The following is a 13,662-nucleotide window of genomic DNA, read 5'->3' on the forward strand; positions in this document are numbered from 1 at the left end:
CGCAGTGGCCGGGCCGCACCGGGCCCGCTGCACGGACTCAGTGTCCGGTGAACCGCGGCGTCCTCTTCTCCAGGAACGCCGCCATGGCCTCGACGTGGTCCTGCGTGGTGAACAGTCGGGCCTGTGCGTCAGCCTCCTCACCGGCGCGGTCGGTGACCGCGCCGGTGTCGCGAACCAGTGCCTTGATCTCCCGGTAGGAGGCCGTGGGCCCCGCTGCGAACCGGCGCGCCAGCTCCTCCACCGCGCCGTCCAGCCGTTCAGGCTCCACCACCGATGTCACGATCCCCAGTTCCGCGGCACGGGACGCGGGGATCTTCTCGTCGAGCAGCAGCAGCTCCAGCGCCTTCGTCTGCCCCACCGCATCCGCAAGGGACCGGGACAGACCGCAGTCGGAGGCCAGCCCCACGCCGGAGAACGCGGCCTTGAAGCTCGCCTCGGAGGACGCCACCCTGAGGTCACAGGCCATGGCCAGCCCCCAGCCTGCTCCCGCGGCCGGTCCCTGGACCGCCGCAATGACCGGGACCGGGACGGACAGCAGGGCCGCCGTCATCGGGTTGTACTCGTCGACGACCTTCCGTGTGCCTGTCCCCCGCCGGGAATCCTCGAGCTGCTCCTTCAGGTCCTGACCGGTGCAGAAGGCCCGGCCCTCCGCACGCAGCACCACGACACGGACATCACCGCCGGCCGCAGACTGGTCCGCGGCGGCGGTGAAGGCGTCGATCAGACCGAGGCGCAGCTCACGGTCCAGCGAATTGTGGGCGCCGGGACGGTTGACGGTGATGGTCCGGACGCCACCGGCGTCCACAACTTCGACAGGACCGGCGGGACTGCTCGCGTGGCTGTTCATGGGACGGCTCATGGGACGAGGATATCGCCCCGCAGCCGCCCGGTTCAGGCGTTCGGGCCGACCAGATCCCCGGACTCCACCAGTTCCACCCCCACGTAGGCCATCTGGTTGAACGCCACCGCTCCCCCACCCGCGGTGACCGGGGCGCACAGGTCACTGATCACCCGGACACGGAAGCCCTCGGCCACGGCGTCCAACGCGGTGGCACGGACACAGAAATCCGTCGCGATACCGCAGACGTCCACGTCGGTGGCGCCCCTGTCCCGGAGCCACTGCGCCAGGGAGTCCCGGGCGCCTTCCAGGTGCCCCTCGAATCCCGAATAGGCGGCGGAATGCTCACCCTTGAGGAACCAGGCGTCCACCATGGAAGTGTCGAGACCGGGATGAGCCTGCGCGCCACGGGTACCGGCGACACAGTGCACCGGCCAGGACTCCTCGAAATCCGGTTCCTGCCCCTCTGCGGCGAAGTGGTCACCGGGATCGATGTGCCAGTCCTTCGTCCCCGCGACAACCGGGTAGAGACCCCGCGACCGGGCCTCACGGAGAAACGGGGTGAGCGCCTCCGCGACCTCCGCCCCGCGGGCCGTGGCCAGGGAACCACCGGAGCAGAAGTCGTTCTGGACGTCGACGACAATCAGCGCACGCACGGTGACCTACGCCAGCTTCCAGTCCTCGAGCCCCGGGTACAGCGGGAAGTCCGCGGCGACCTTGTCGACACGGGCACGCAGCGCTGCGGTGTCCGCCGACCGGCCCTGGGCGAGGGCGGTACCGATGATGTCTGCGACCTCAGTGAACGCGGCTGCGTCCAGACCACGGGACGCCAACGCGGGCGTACCGATACGCAGACCCGAGGTGACCATCGGCGGCCGGGGGTCGAAGGGCACCGCATTGCGGTTGACCGTGATGCCGACCTCGTGCAGCAGATCCTCGGCCTCCTGACCGTTGAGGTCGGAGTTCCGCAGATCCACCAGCACCAGGTGCACATCCGTCCCACCGGTGAGCACCTGGACCCCGGCGTCCGCCGTGTCCCCGGCATTGAGCCGCTCGGCGAGGATCGACGCGCCTTCCAGAGTGCGCTGCTGACGGTCCCGGAACTCCTCGGTGCGGGCGATCTTCATCGCGACAGCCTTCGCCGCGACAACGTGCATCAGCGGTCCACCCTGCTGACCCGGGAACACGGAGGAGTTGATCTTCTTGGCGTACTCCTGCCGTGCCAGGATCATCCCTGAACGGGGACCGCCGAGAGTCTTGTGCACGGTGGTGGAGGTGACGTCGGCGTAAGGCACCGGAGAGGGGTGCAGTCCGGCGGCGACGAGACCGGCGAAGTGGGCCATGTCGACCCACAGTTTCGCTCCGACCTCGTCGGCGATCTCACGGAAGGCCGCGAAATCCTGGTGCCTCGGGTAGGCCGACCATCCTGCGATGATCACCTGGGGCTTCTCCTTCAGAGCCTGTTCGCGGACCTTGTCCATGTCGACCCGGAACGTCTGCGGGTCGACCTCGTAGGCTGCGACCTCGTAGAGCTTGCCGGAGAAATTCAGTTTCATTCCGTGGGTGAGGTGGCCGCCGTGGGCGAGGGAGAGGCCCATGATCTTGTCACCCGGGTCCGCCAGCGCCATGAGGACCGCGGCGTTGGCCTGTGCCCCGGAGTGGGGCTGGACATTGGCGAATTCCGCCCCGAACACCTCTCTGGCGCGGTCGCGGGCAAGATTCTCGATGACGTCGACGTTCTCGCAGCCGCCGTAGTAGCGGCGTCCCGGATAGCCTTCCGCGTACTTGTTGGTGAGCACGGACCCCTGTGCCTGCAGGACGGCCCGGGGCACGAAGTTCTCGCTGGCGATCATCTCGAGGGTGTCCCGCTGGCGGGACAGCTCACCGGCGATGGCCGCAGCCACCTCCGGATCGAGCTCCCCGAGGGGAAGATTGTGCTGGGTGGTGTCGGTCATGCGGTGGAGTACCTTTCACAGGTCTGCGACAACGGGATCACGGTATATCCTATCCCGCCGTGCCCGGCCTGCACGGAACCGGTCCTGCCGGTCCGGCCGGACAATCCGGTCCGCCCGGTCCCTCCGGTTTGGTCGGCCACCTGCCCTGCGGGGACAATACGCACGTGCCAGACTTCCGTGTACCGAACCCCGACGCCTCCGACCCCGCGGTGGACCCGTTCATCGAGCTCGACAGGTCGCAGTGGCAGACTCTGCGACGCTCGATGCCCCAGGTCCTCAGCGAAGATGAGCTCGACCAGCTCCGCGGTGTCGGTGAGGACATCGACCTCGAGGAAGTCAGTGAGATCTACCTGCCGCTGTCCCGTCTCATCGACCTGCGGTTCCAGGCGATACGGAGGCTCAACGAGGCGACCGGCACCTTCCTCGGCGAAGAAATGCCCCATGTGCCCTTCATCATCGGCGTCTCGGGTTCCGTTGCCGTGGGCAAGTCCACCACGGCACGTCTGCTCCAGGTACTGCTGCAGCGGTGGGAGTCCGCACCGCGGGTGGACCTGGTGACCACGGACGGTTTCCTCTACCCTGCCGCCGAACTCAACCGGCGTCACATGATGGGCAGGAAGGGTTTCCCGGAGAGCTACGACCAGCGGGCGCTGATGCAGTTCGTCACCGCGGTGAAATCCGGTGCTCCGTCAGTACCCGCCCCGATGTACTCCCACGAAACCTACGACAGGCTCGACGAGGTGCATATCGTCGACCGCCCGGACATTCTCATCCTCGAAGGTCTCAACGTTCTCCAGACCGGCCCTTCCCTCATGGTCTCCGACCTCTTCGACTTCTCCGTCTACGTGGACGCCGATCGCGAAGACATCGAACGCTGGTACATCGACCGGTTCCTCAAACTGAAGAACTCCGCGTTCCGCAGCCCCGACGCCCACTTCCACTACTATGCGAGCCTCTCCGACGACGACGCCAGGATCGTGGCCCGCGAGATCTGGCAGACGACGAACCTCCCCAACCTGGTGGAGAACATCCTCCCCACCCGCATCCGTGCATCACTTGTGCTGTGCAAGGGTCCTGACCACCTCGTGGAGACGGTCCGCATGCGCAAGATCTGACCACCGGGGGAATCGGGCCCCGGGCAGCCCGGGTCTTCAGGCTGTCCGCCCGGAGTCCCGAACCTACTTCCCGAAGCGCCGTTGCCTGGTGGAGTAGTCCCGCAGGGCGCGCAGGAAATCGATCCGGCGGAACGCCGGCCAGTAGGTCTCGGTGAACCAGATCTCCGAGTAGGCCGACTGCCACAGCAGGAAGCCGGACAGCCGCTGTTCCCCCGAGGTGCGGATCACGAGATCGGGGTCGGGCTGGCCTGAGGTGTACAGGTGACCGGTGACCGACTCCACCGTGATGTGGTCCGGGATTTCCTCCACCGGGACGCCACGGCGTCCCAGATCCCGGACCAGTTCACGGACGGCGTCCACCACCTCCTGGCGTCCTCCGTACCCGACGGCGATGTTCACCCGGACACCGTCGTGGTCGGCGGTGGCAGACTCCGCCTCGGCGAGACGGCGGCGCAGACCCGGTGAGAGCAGTTCCACCCTGCCGAGCACGTGCACCCGGAAGGAGCCCTTCGCCGAGGCGATCTCCTCGGCGACGTCACCGATGATCTCCATCAGCAGTTCGAGTTCATCGGCACTCCGGCCGAGATTCTCGGTGCTCAGAAGGTACACGGTGACTGTGTCGATGCCCTGTTCCTCGCACCAGCCAAGGACCTCGACGATCTTCCGGGCTCCCACACGGTGGCCGTGGGTGACGTCGGTGAACCCGTTCTCACGCGCCCAGCGGCGGTTGCCGTCGCACATCACGGCAACATGCGAGGGCCGCGGCCGGCCACGCAGAAGCCTGACCAGACGCCGTTCGTAGAGCCGGTGCAGGATCACCGGCGGCCGCCCCGGGCCTCGGCGTCACCTTTCCCCTGCTGCTCCCCCGCCGCGGACGAAGACCCGGAGGACGCCCCGGACTCCGCTGTGCCGTCTCCCCCGTACTGTGCGGCGAGCTCCTGCGGTTCCGCGGTCGGCCAGGCCTGGTCCTCGACCTCAGCCTCGGTCAGTCCCTCCTCCGCCGCCATGGCCGCATCGATCCCGTCGACGTCGAAGGGGTCCATGCCGTGCTTCTCCGCGTACTCACGGCGTCGGGTCATCGCCTTCATCCGACGGTTGAACAGCACCCCGATGGAGAGGATGGCCACGAGCAGCGCCACGATGACCAGCAGCCCCACCGGGGACGCCTTCCCGAAGTCCGGCCCCTGGGGACCGGTCTTCTCGGCCTGGGCGAGGACGGTGTAGCCGAGGGAACGGACCGGGAGGGTCATGGCGGCGAGATCCTGCATCATGGGTTCAACAGTAGTCAAGGAACCCCGGTACCCCTAGTCGGGGATCACTCCGGTGAACAGATCGTTCTCCGGCAGAGTGGTCGGCACCCGCGAGTCCGCCAGTTCGAACTCCTCCGTCGGCCACACCCGCTCCTGCAGTTCCGTGGACACCGCGAAGAACGGGCCCTCCGGGTCGATCTGGGTGGCGTGGGCCCGGAGGGCGGCGTCCCTGCGGCTGAACCAGGGGGCGCAGTCGATGCGGGTCGTGACCCGGGGCATGATGTCCGGCACGTCGTTCCACCTCTCCAGGGCGGACGCCGCGGTGAGATTCCCCTGCTCCTCCTCCGCCCTGGCCAGCAGCTCGAAACGTCGTCTGATGAACCCGTGCGTGTAGTACATCTTCTGGACCGTCCACGGTTCTCCGAGGTCAGGACGGTAGTCCGGGTCCCCGGACAGTTCCCAGGCCCGCACGCTCACAGCGTGGGTCTTGATGTGGTCGGGATGAGGGTAGCCGCCGTTCTCGTCATAGGTGACCAGCACGTGGGGGCGGAATCTCCGGTACACGGCGACGACCTTGGCGGTCACCTCTTCGGTGTCGGCGAGGGCGAAGCACCCCTCGGGCAGGGGTGGCAGGGGATCACCCTCAGGCAGTCCGGAATCGACGTAGCCGAGCCATTCGTGCTCGACCCCGAGGATCTCCGCGGCGCGGGCCATCTCGCTGATCCTGATCTCGTGCATGTGCTCGACCACACCCGACCTGTCCATCCGCGGGTTGAGTATGCTGCCCCGCTCACCCCCGGTGCAGGTCAGTACCTTCACCCTGACACCCTCGTCCGCGTAGCGGGCCATGGTCGCCGCGCCTTTGCTGGACTCGTCGTCCGGGTGGGCGTGGACGGCCAGCAGGCGGAGACCCGCGTGCCCGGCGGCGGAGGTGTTCGGCGACAACGATGGGCTCATAACCGACCATTCAACAACCCCGGGGGCTGCACCGTCCAACCGGAGTCCGGAGGGACACCGGCGCCTCTTCCCTGTCGACTCCCTGTCCGCTCCCCGTCCACGCCGCGACGCGATTGCCCGGAACAGTGCCTCTGGCAATACTATGGAGCTCATGAGTGCCCAGAGCAAGGCGTCCTACGGTTCCCGCGACTCCCGCACCGGCTCCGGTGTCAGCGGGAAGTTCATCGTCATCGGAATCGTGGCCGTTCTCATCGCCGCCGGCGTCTTCATCTGGAACCAGTGGCGTAACAGCACCGACGCCGATGTCTCCGCCACCGTCGCCGGGTTCTCGGACAACACCGACGAGTCGATCATGATGACCCTCGACATCACCCGGGACGACGCCTCGATGCCCGCGTACTGCATCGTCACCGCCCTCGACTACGACAAGGCGGAGGTCGGCCGCCGTGAGGCGGTGCTCGCCGCCGGCGGGGACGCCACCGGCCGTCTGTCGGTGAAGATCCACACCCGGGCGAAGGCCGTCGCCGCCAACGTCTACGGATGTTCGACCGTCTTCCCCTCCTACCTCGACGACAGCACCTCGACCCGGGACTGACGGCCCCCGGTGCGGTGCTAGACTGTGCGGCGAACAACTGACGTGGCGGCACCCTGTCACGTCCACGGTCTAACTGCAGGAGGACTCGACCGGACATGGCCGACAACCAGACGACCTGGCTGACCCAGGAATCCTACGACCGGCTCAACGACGAGCTGGCGGCCCTCAAGGCGAACCGCCCGGCACTGGCGGCCGAGATCAACGAACGCCGCGAAGAGGGCGACCTCAAGGAGAACGGCGGCTACCACGCCGCCCGCGAACAGCAGGGTCAGGAAGAGGCCCGCATCGCCTACCTCGAGGAGCTTCTCGACAGCGCCACGATCGGTGAGGCACCCCAGGAGTCCGGTGTGGCTCTCGTCGGCTCCGTCGTGCACGTCTACTACGACGGGGACGAGGACGACAAGGAGACCTTCCTCATCGGCACCCGCGGTCTCGAGTCCTCCAACCCCGACCTGGAGACCTACTCGACCGATGCTCCCCTGGGCGCCGCACTCGTCGGTGCCAGGGAGGGCGAGACCCGCGAGTACACCACCCCCAACGGTAACAAGGTTTCGGTGACTCTCGTGACCGCCGAACCCTACGACCCGAACCGGGACGTGCCCCGCGCCGAGCAGTGACCTGCCCGTCCGGGAGACCTGACACAGGTCAGGGTCGCAGGCCCTGACGGACGTGGACAGGCACCGGAAACGGACGACGAAAACCCCCGCCGGAGTGTTCCGGGCGGGGGTTTTCCGTCACCGACCGCCCCCGGTACCCGGGGACGTGTCCGGAGGTCAGTCGTTGTTAAGGTACGACAGGATGCGGAGGATCTCGGTGTAGAGCCAGACCAGGGTGACCGCGAGACCGAGGGCCACACCCCAGGCCATCTTGGAGGGTGCACCGGCGCGGATCAGCTGGTCGGCGTTGTCGAAGTCGGAAAGGAAGCTCATCGCGGCCAGACCGATGCAGACCAGGGAGAAGATCCAGGCGATCGGGCCACCGTCACGCAGCGGGCCGGCACCGTCGGAGAAGAGCGCGAAGACGAGGTTGCCGAGGGCGAGGACGCACACGCCGATGAGCGCGCTGATCATGATCCGGTTGAACTTCGGGGTGACCCGGATCGCACCGGTCTTGTAGACGACGAGCATACCGACGAAGACGCCGACGGTGCCGAGGATCGCCTGGAAGATCATGGCTCCGGCATTCGAGTTACCGATCGCCATCCCGGAGAGAAGCCAGCTGAATCCACCGACGAACAGTCCTTCGAACGCGGCGTAGATGAGGGTGACGACCGGGGAATCGTACTTCCGGCCGAAGGAGGAGACCAGCACCGCGATGAAACCGCCGATCGCACCGACCAAGGTCAGGCCCATGGCCAGTCCCGGGTTGGATGCGCCGACCACGAGGGTGACTGCCGCGAAGACCACGATCACCGCGAGAGTGATCCCGGTCTTGGTGACGACGTCGTCGACGGTCATCGGCCGGTCTGACGCGGCACCGGGTACACCGTAGTTCGGGGAGCGACGGTACCCCTGCGGGTCTGCCGCAGGGGCGCCGGTGGCGTACGGGTTACCCGCCGCACCGGAGGGCGCATAGCCGGCCTGCTGGTAGGCCATGGCCTGCGACCTCTGGGACTCTGCCGTAGCTTTGGTCAGCGAATTCATGAACGGGTTGGAGCTTTTCACTGTCTGTGCCTTTCTGGACGCCGTCGGCGCCTCCCGGGGATGTGCCCCCGGCAACGGAGGTGAACACGGTTTTTCTCTGTGCCTATTGTAGCAACGGGCAGGAGCCCTGCAGTGTTCCCGAAACCGGCGACGGACCTCAGGCAACTAATATAGTGTTCCGAACATGATCATCAAGCGACTCCCCTACGGCGCCATCCCCGAAGACTTCGCCGCAGAACTCCGCGGCCTCACGGTCAACGCCGTCACCGGCAACCTGGACTCCGGGGACAGGCTGGAGATCGAGGGACCGTTCACCGGCGAGACCGTCGGCTGGGTCGGCCGTGGCACCGCCGGGGAGGTCGACGAGGCATTCCGGCGTGCCAGGGTCGCCCAGCCCATCTGGGCGCGCACCTCCTACCGGGAACGGGGGAAGATCCTGCTCAGGTTCCACGACCTGGTTCTCAGACACCGCGAGCTCATCATGGACATGGTGCAGCTTGAGACCGGCAAGAGCCGGGACTCCGCCTACGAGGAGCTGATGCACACCGCGATGACCGCCCGGTACTACGGCCACCAGGTCGGGAAGATCCTCCGGCCCACCCGCCGCAGAGGGGTGATCCCGTTCTTCACTCGCTCCACCGAACACCACCTGCCCAAGGGTGTCATCGGTCAGATCGCACCGTGGAACTACCCGCTGACCCTGGGGATCTCGGACTCTCTCCCCGGTATCGCGGCGGGCAACGCCCTGGTGGCGAAGCCGGACTCCGCCACCCCGTTCACCTCGCTCCTCGCGTTCAGCCTCCTGTTCGAGGCCGGGCTGCCCCGGAATGTCGTGCAGCTGGTGACCGGACCGGGACGCGTGGTCGGCAACGCCATCGCGGAAACCTGCGACTACCTCATGTTCACCGGGTCGACGGCCACGGGCAAGCACCTGGGCGAGATCGCCGGCCGTCGTCTCATCGGGTATTCGGCGGAACTGGGGGGAAAGAACCCCCTGATCGTCACCGAGCACGCAGAGGTCGACAAGATCGTCGACGGAGTGGTCACGGGGTGTTTCGCGAACTCGGGTCAGCTCTGCGTGTCCATCGAGCGGATCTACGCCCACACCCGCGTCTACGACGAGTTCGTGGAGAAGTTCGCCCGGGCGACGTCCTCCCTGAAGATGGGGGCAGGGTTCGACTGGTCGGTGACGATGGGTTCCCTGTCCGGGGCGTCCCAGATAGCGACGGTCCAGAAGTACGTCGACGACGCCGTGGACAAGGGGGCGACGGTCGTGACAGGCGGCCGGGCGCGGCCGGATCTGGGCCCCTATTTCTACGAGCCCACCGTCCTCACCGACGTCTCCGACGATGTCATGCTCAAACGCGAGGAGGTGTTCGGCCCTGTCGTCTACGTCGAGAGGGTCTCCTCGCATTCCGAGGCCGTCGACAAGGCCAATGACACCGACTACGGGTTGAATGCGGCGGTGTGGGGCCCGTCGGAGGAGGCCAACGAGGTCGCGTCCCGGCTCTACTCCGGCACGGTGAACGTCAACGACAGCTACGCTGCGGCCTTCGCCTCCGTCGACGGGGAGATGGGGGGGACCAGGGAGTCCGGGCAGGGACGCCGTCAGGGCCGGTACGGGATGCTGAAGTACACGGAGAACCAGAACATCACCGAACAGCGGGTGATCCCCATCCGTGGGCCGAAGTTCCTCACCCCCCGCCCCTACGCCGCGGTGATGAGCACCCTGCTGTCCGTGGGCAAGAAGACCGGGATACTCAGGTAGCCGTAGACTCTGCCGGGTGACAGGACACCGGGTGACAGGAGAAACGGAACCAGGTAGGGACAGGGTGGTGTCGGGCGTACAGGACTCCCCCGGCCCGGGCGCGGTACAGCGCAGATTCTGGGACCGGGACGCCCGCCGGTACCACGAGGACCACACAGAATACCTGGCCACCTTCCACTGGTGTCCCGAGCGGCTCACCGAGGACGAGGCGCACCTTCTGGGCGGACCTGACGACCTCCGGGGCCGGACGGTCGTCGAGATCGGATGCGGCTCCGCGCCGTGCGGCGCCTGGGTCGCCCTTCACCGTCAGGCCCGGGTCATCGCCCTGGACATTTCCCGGGGGATGCTGTCGCGGATACCCCGCACCCCGGGTCTTCATCCTGTGCAGGCGGACGCCTCCTGTCTTCCCCTGGCGGACAGCTGCGCCGACGTGGTCTTCTCCTCCTTCGGCGGTTACCCGTTCCTACCCGACCTCGGAGTGGCCGTACGCGAGCTCGCCCGGGTCCTGCGCCCCTGCGGCCGGGCAGTCATCGCCACCAACCATCCGACCGCGTGGATCTTCCCCGATGACCCCGACGAACTCACCGCATCCATCCCCTACTTCCAGGACGCCTACCTGGAGTGGGAGCGCGACGACCCGGACGATCCGGGTGTGCTGCGCTACGCGGAGTACCACCACACCACGGGTGACTGGGTACGCGCCTTCACCGGGGCCGGGCTGCGGCTGGTCGACCTTCTCGAACCCGAGTGGCGGGAAGGGACCCCGACCTGGGGTCAGTGGTCCGCGACCCGGGGCAGGGTCTTCCCCGGCACGGCGATCTTCGTCGCGGAGAAGCCCGACCGGTGAATCCGTCAGGGGCGTACCGGACGGACGGTGATCTCCTCGACGGTGGCCTCGTCGGTGGTGTCCAGGGCGAGTCTGACCGCCGCCGCGACGGATTCCGGACGCACATAGCGTGCCCCGTCATACGCGGTGTTCCCGCGGGCGGCCTGGAGTGCGACCTGCATCGGGGTGTCCACCCTTCCGGGATGGACCGACGTCACCCTCACTTTCCCCCGTTCCTCTTCGCGCAGAGCATCGGTGAACGCACGCAGCGCGAACTTCGAACCGGAGTACTGGGACATGCCGGGGGCGGAACGGTGGCCTGATCCGGAGTTGACCGCCACGACAGTTCCGCCGGCCGCGCGTAACGCAGGCAGCAGGAGTCTCGTCAACTCGGCGACACCGAAGACGTTGACCCGGAACATTCTCTCCCAGCCCTGCCAGGTGGCGTCCTCCACCGTCGCCTCCCAGGACAGTCCCGCCGAATGGACGAGGGCGTCCAACCGCTCAGGTGCTGCCCCGGTGCGCGGGTCCCGCAGCCCGGCGAACGCCTCCGCGATCGAGTCCGGGTCGGACAGGTCGGCGTCCGCCGAGGACCAGGAGATCACCTGGTGGGTCCGGGAGAGTTCGGCGACGACCGCCGCACCGATACCGCTGGACCCGCCCGTGACGAGGGCCAGCGGAGGCTGAGGAAGCGGGGTGTGCGGGGCGCCTGCGGGTTCCGGGGAGCGGGTCATGTCCCCGATCCTAGCTGTGCCCGTATGCTCGGCAAGGAGAACTCCTGCTGACAGCATGAAAGGAACACGCGATGTTCGGAACTTCACTCACCACACTCATCCTCGGCGCGATCGCCGGCCTCGGGGCCTACTGGGCCTGGGACCAGAACCGACGGGGCCTGTCGGTGGGACTGGGCGTCCTCACCCTGATTCTCGCGGTCGTGGCGGTGGTCACCGCCTTCGCCGGTGCTGTGGCGGTGATCTTCAAGCTGCTGCCGATCCTGCTCATCGTCCTCGTCGGCTGGCTGGGTTTCAGACAGCTGCAGAAGAAGTAGACTGCGGCCGCCCCCGGGAGATCCGTACGGTGGAGCGTTCGTCAGTATCTGTTCGGGAACCTTCACTCTCGCAGGGTCCGGGCTGTCTGACGGGCGCCGGGGGACCACGCAGCGCAGCTGCAGGACCGGCCCGATGCAGAGTCCACCGCGGTCACGGTCGTCCGGGACGTGCTCGACGTCAGCGGCAGTCGCAGTCATTCCTGTTCCGACCTCGCCAGCGGCATCGAACCGGCTCAGCACCTTGTCACTGAACGGCCCGGACCGTCGGCGGCATCGTCCTTTGCCCGCGACATCGTCGTTCGCGCACGCCGCGACGGGCAGGATGCCCAGGTCAGCGCACTGCTCCGGCACCGCAACCACGTAAATGACCTGACCCACCGTGTCCGGGACATCATCGACGCCCACATTTCCGAGGCACCGCGCCTGCAGACACCGGCGGACGCGGTAGCGGTCAACGCACGCACACTGACCCGCGAGCTTCGACCCGACAGCGAGGATCTGTCCGTCGATACCCTGGATGATCAGGTCCATCTCCCGCGCCCCACTGTCTACGCGGAGAAGACGCGCTGAAGGCAGGCGTTGAGCTGTACCGCTCTCAGCCGGTCAGGTGCCTGCATGATGCCGGGGTATCTACTGCGCACGAGCTCGAAGGCGTGGTCCGGAGGTGCGAGGTCAGTGTTCCCTCGAGCTTCAGCGGTGCCAGTGCGCGTACCGGTCGGGTCAACAGGCGTCGCGGATGCTGCGCAGGCCGGTGACCGGCGGATCAGCAGCAGCGCCCTGTAATTCAACGGGGTCGGCGTCCCCGGGTTCAACCTCGGGGGGATTCACCGGCAGGTTCGGTCATGCTACAAAGACCCCCATGACGACGCCACCCGCCGCCTTCGACCACCTCATCCACTGGGTCGCCGACCTTGACGCCACCACAGCGTCCTACGACAACGCAGGACTCGCCACCTACCCCGCCCTGACCATGCCCGGTTTCCGCAACGCTGCCTGGGGCATCGACGATGCACGCTACGTCGAACTCGCCACCGTCGATGACTGGGACGCCGTCCAGACCTCGAAATACTCCCGCGGCCTGCAGGTACTGCGTCCGGCGATCGATGCCCTCGACGGCGAGGGACCCCTGACCTTCGCGGTGAACGTCCCCGACATCCGGGCCACGATCGACCGTCTCCGCGCCGTAGGGCACGAGGTGATCATCGACGAGGTCTGGTTCGAGGACCGTCAGGGCGGTTTCACCGAGGTCCACGTCACCGACGTTCCACACGTCACGCCCTTCTTCATCGCCTACAACCCGCCGCGTGAGGTCATCGCCCGGATGCGTGCCGAACATCGCGCGGCGAACGGCGTGGTCTTCGACCCGGACCGGCCTCAGCTGGTCGCCCTCCTCGTCGGCAGCGCCACTCCGGAGCAGGACGCCGCCTCCCTCGCCTCACTCATCGGTTGCGGCGTCCGCGGGACGACAGTGGATCTTCAGGACGCAGAGATCCGGTTCGATGCCGACGCCCCCGAAGGGTTGTACGGGATCACGGTCAGCAGGTTCGGGGACGAGCCCACCGAGATTGCCGGGCTGACCATATACCCGGAAGTGTGAACCGCCGCCGCCTCCGAAGCCTCCGAAGCCTCCGAAGCCTCCGCCACGTCCACGTGCTGTCCATGCTCGT

Annotated in this window: 16 protein-coding genes; 8 read left to right on the top strand and 8 right to left on the bottom strand. The window is 67.2% G+C overall.

From position 1 onward, the window contains the following. Positions 1 to 37 precede the first annotated feature (37 nt). From BN3906_RS01650 to glyA, 3 genes are read right to left on the bottom strand one after another with little or no spacing between them, the layout of a single operon-like run. A complete protein-coding gene (locus BN3906_RS01650) occupies positions 38 to 859 on the bottom strand; it encodes an enoyl-CoA hydratase/isomerase family protein (RefSeq protein ID WP_227871207.1) in 822 nt (273 codons plus the stop codon). A gap of 32 nt (positions 860 to 891) precedes the next feature. Next, on the bottom strand, positions 892 to 1,494 hold the full coding sequence (locus BN3906_RS01655) for an isochorismatase family protein (RefSeq protein ID WP_066583315.1): 603 nt from the start codon (positions 1,492 to 1,494) through the stop codon (positions 892 to 894). 6 nt (positions 1,495 to 1,500) lie between these two features. Next, positions 1,501 to 2,793, bottom strand: a complete 1,293-nt coding sequence (gene glyA / locus BN3906_RS01660) for a serine hydroxymethyltransferase (protein WP_066583317.1) — start codon at positions 2,791 to 2,793, stop codon at positions 1,501 to 1,503. Positions 2,794 to 2,957: 164 nt separating this feature from the next. Between glyA and coaA the strand changes: the two genes are divergently transcribed. After that, positions 2,958 to 3,908 carry a type I pantothenate kinase gene (gene coaA / locus BN3906_RS01665; protein ID WP_066585788.1) on the top strand — a complete coding sequence of 317 codons (951 nt, stop codon included), beginning with the start codon at positions 2,958 to 2,960 and terminating at the stop codon, positions 3,906 to 3,908. A 63-nt stretch (positions 3,909 to 3,971) separates the two neighbouring features. On the opposite strand, the gene BN3906_RS01670 is transcribed toward coaA, so the two are convergent. Genes BN3906_RS01670 through mca form a run of 3 tightly spaced genes read right to left on the bottom strand, consistent with a single transcriptional unit; the run spans position 3,972 to position 6,115 of the window. After that, entirely contained in the window at positions 3,972 to 4,727 is a 756-nt protein-coding gene (locus BN3906_RS01670) for an isoprenyl transferase (RefSeq protein WP_066583320.1), read from the bottom strand. Then, positions 4,724 to 5,179, bottom strand: coding sequence for a hypothetical protein (locus tag BN3906_RS14935; RefSeq protein ID WP_066583323.1), 456 nt, complete (start codon positions 5,177 to 5,179; stop codon positions 4,724 to 4,726). The genes BN3906_RS01670 and BN3906_RS14935 overlap by 4 nt, the downstream gene beginning before the upstream one ends. Positions 5,180 to 5,212: 33 nt before the next feature. Continuing rightward, entirely contained in the window at positions 5,213 to 6,115 is a 903-nt protein-coding gene (mca, locus tag BN3906_RS01680) for a mycothiol conjugate amidase Mca (RefSeq protein ID WP_066583325.1), read from the bottom strand. Positions 6,116 to 6,266: 151 nt separating this feature from the next. On the opposite strand from mca, the gene BN3906_RS01685 reads away from it, so the two are divergent. Both BN3906_RS01685 and greA read left to right on the top strand, forming a co-directional pair. Further along, on the top strand, positions 6,267 to 6,710 hold the full coding sequence (locus BN3906_RS01685; RefSeq protein WP_066585789.1) for a DUF4307 domain-containing protein: 444 nt from the start codon (positions 6,267 to 6,269) through the stop codon (positions 6,708 to 6,710). Positions 6,711 to 6,805: 95 nt separating this feature from the next. Continuing rightward, the gene (greA, locus tag BN3906_RS01690; RefSeq protein WP_066583326.1) at positions 6,806 to 7,327 is read left to right on the top strand and encodes a transcription elongation factor GreA; all 522 of its coding nucleotides are present in this window, start codon (positions 6,806 to 6,808) and stop codon (positions 7,325 to 7,327) included. Positions 7,328 to 7,483: 156 nt separating this feature from the next. Here greA and BN3906_RS01695 read toward each other — a convergent pair whose 3' ends face one another. Next, positions 7,484 to 8,374 carry a Bax inhibitor-1/YccA family protein gene (locus tag BN3906_RS01695; RefSeq protein WP_066583327.1) on the bottom strand — a complete coding sequence of 297 codons (891 nt, stop codon included), beginning with the start codon at positions 8,372 to 8,374 and terminating at the stop codon, positions 7,484 to 7,486. A 163-nt stretch (positions 8,375 to 8,537) separates the two neighbouring features. Between BN3906_RS01695 and BN3906_RS01700 the strand changes: the two genes are divergently transcribed. Both BN3906_RS01700 and BN3906_RS01705 read left to right on the top strand, forming a co-directional pair. After that, positions 8,538 to 10,121, top strand: a complete 1,584-nt coding sequence (locus BN3906_RS01700; protein ID WP_066583328.1) for a succinic semialdehyde dehydrogenase — start codon at positions 8,538 to 8,540, stop codon at positions 10,119 to 10,121. Positions 10,122 to 10,188: 67 nt separating this feature from the next. Further along, on the top strand, positions 10,189 to 10,968 hold the full coding sequence (locus BN3906_RS01705; protein WP_066585790.1) for a class I SAM-dependent methyltransferase: 780 nt from the start codon (positions 10,189 to 10,191) through the stop codon (positions 10,966 to 10,968). 5 nt (positions 10,969 to 10,973) lie between these two features. Here the strand turns inward: BN3906_RS01705 and BN3906_RS01710 are convergent, their stop codons facing one another. Beyond that, entirely contained in the window at positions 10,974 to 11,681 is a 708-nt protein-coding gene (locus BN3906_RS01710) for an SDR family oxidoreductase (protein ID WP_066583331.1), read from the bottom strand. A 71-nt stretch (positions 11,682 to 11,752) separates the two neighbouring features. Here BN3906_RS01710 and BN3906_RS01715 point away from each other — a divergent pair, with 71 nt between their 5' ends. The 3 genes from BN3906_RS01715 to BN3906_RS01725 all read left to right on the top strand — a co-directional run bounded on the left by BN3906_RS01715 (position 11,753) and on the right by BN3906_RS01725 (position 13,592). Beyond that, positions 11,753 to 11,995: a hypothetical protein gene (locus tag BN3906_RS01715; protein WP_066583334.1), complete on the top strand. Its 243-nt coding sequence runs from the start codon at positions 11,753 to 11,755 to the stop codon at positions 11,993 to 11,995. 168 nt (positions 11,996 to 12,163) lie between these two features. Further along, on the top strand, positions 12,164 to 12,565 hold the full coding sequence (locus tag BN3906_RS01720) for a helix-turn-helix domain-containing protein (RefSeq protein ID WP_066583336.1): 402 nt from the start codon (positions 12,164 to 12,166) through the stop codon (positions 12,563 to 12,565). A gap of 289 nt (positions 12,566 to 12,854) precedes the next feature. Further along, positions 12,855 to 13,592, top strand: a complete 738-nt coding sequence (locus BN3906_RS01725) for a VOC family protein (RefSeq protein ID WP_066583343.1) — start codon at positions 12,855 to 12,857, stop codon at positions 13,590 to 13,592. Positions 13,593 to 13,662: the final 70 nt, after the last annotated feature.

Source organism: Corynebacterium provencense (genome assembly GCA_900049755.1).
In the GTDB taxonomy this organism is placed as follows: Bacteria; Actinomycetota; Actinomycetes; order Mycobacteriales; family Mycobacteriaceae; genus Corynebacterium; species Corynebacterium neomassiliense.

Excerpts from the sequence above, each read along its gene's own strand:
- BN3906_RS01650 (WP_227871207.1), bottom strand. The coding sequence starts at position 859 with ATGAGCCGTCCCATGAACAGCCACGCGAGCAGTCCCGCCGGTCCTGTC.
- glyA (WP_066583317.1), bottom strand. The coding sequence starts at position 2,793 with ATGACCGACACCACCCAGCACAATCTTCCCCTCGGGGAGCTCGATCCG.
- BN3906_RS14935 (WP_066583323.1), bottom strand. The coding sequence starts at position 5,179 with ATGATGCAGGATCTCGCCGCCATGACCCTCCCGGTCCGTTCCCTCGGC.
- mca (WP_066583325.1), bottom strand. The coding sequence starts at position 6,115 with ATGAGCCCATCGTTGTCGCCGAACACCTCCGCCGCCGGGCACGCGGGT.
- BN3906_RS01685 (WP_066585789.1), top strand. The coding sequence starts at position 6,267 with ATGAGTGCCCAGAGCAAGGCGTCCTACGGTTCCCGCGACTCCCGCACC.
- greA (WP_066583326.1), top strand. The coding sequence starts at position 6,806 with ATGGCCGACAACCAGACGACCTGGCTGACCCAGGAATCCTACGACCGG.
- BN3906_RS01700 (WP_066583328.1), top strand. The coding sequence starts at position 8,538 with ATGATCATCAAGCGACTCCCCTACGGCGCCATCCCCGAAGACTTCGCC.
- BN3906_RS01710 (WP_066583331.1), bottom strand. The coding sequence starts at position 11,681 with ATGACCCGCTCCCCGGAACCCGCAGGCGCCCCGCACACCCCGCTTCCT.
- BN3906_RS01715 (WP_066583334.1), top strand. The coding sequence starts at position 11,753 with ATGTTCGGAACTTCACTCACCACACTCATCCTCGGCGCGATCGCCGGC.
- BN3906_RS01725 (WP_066583343.1), top strand. The coding sequence starts at position 12,855 with ATGACGACGCCACCCGCCGCCTTCGACCACCTCATCCACTGGGTCGCC.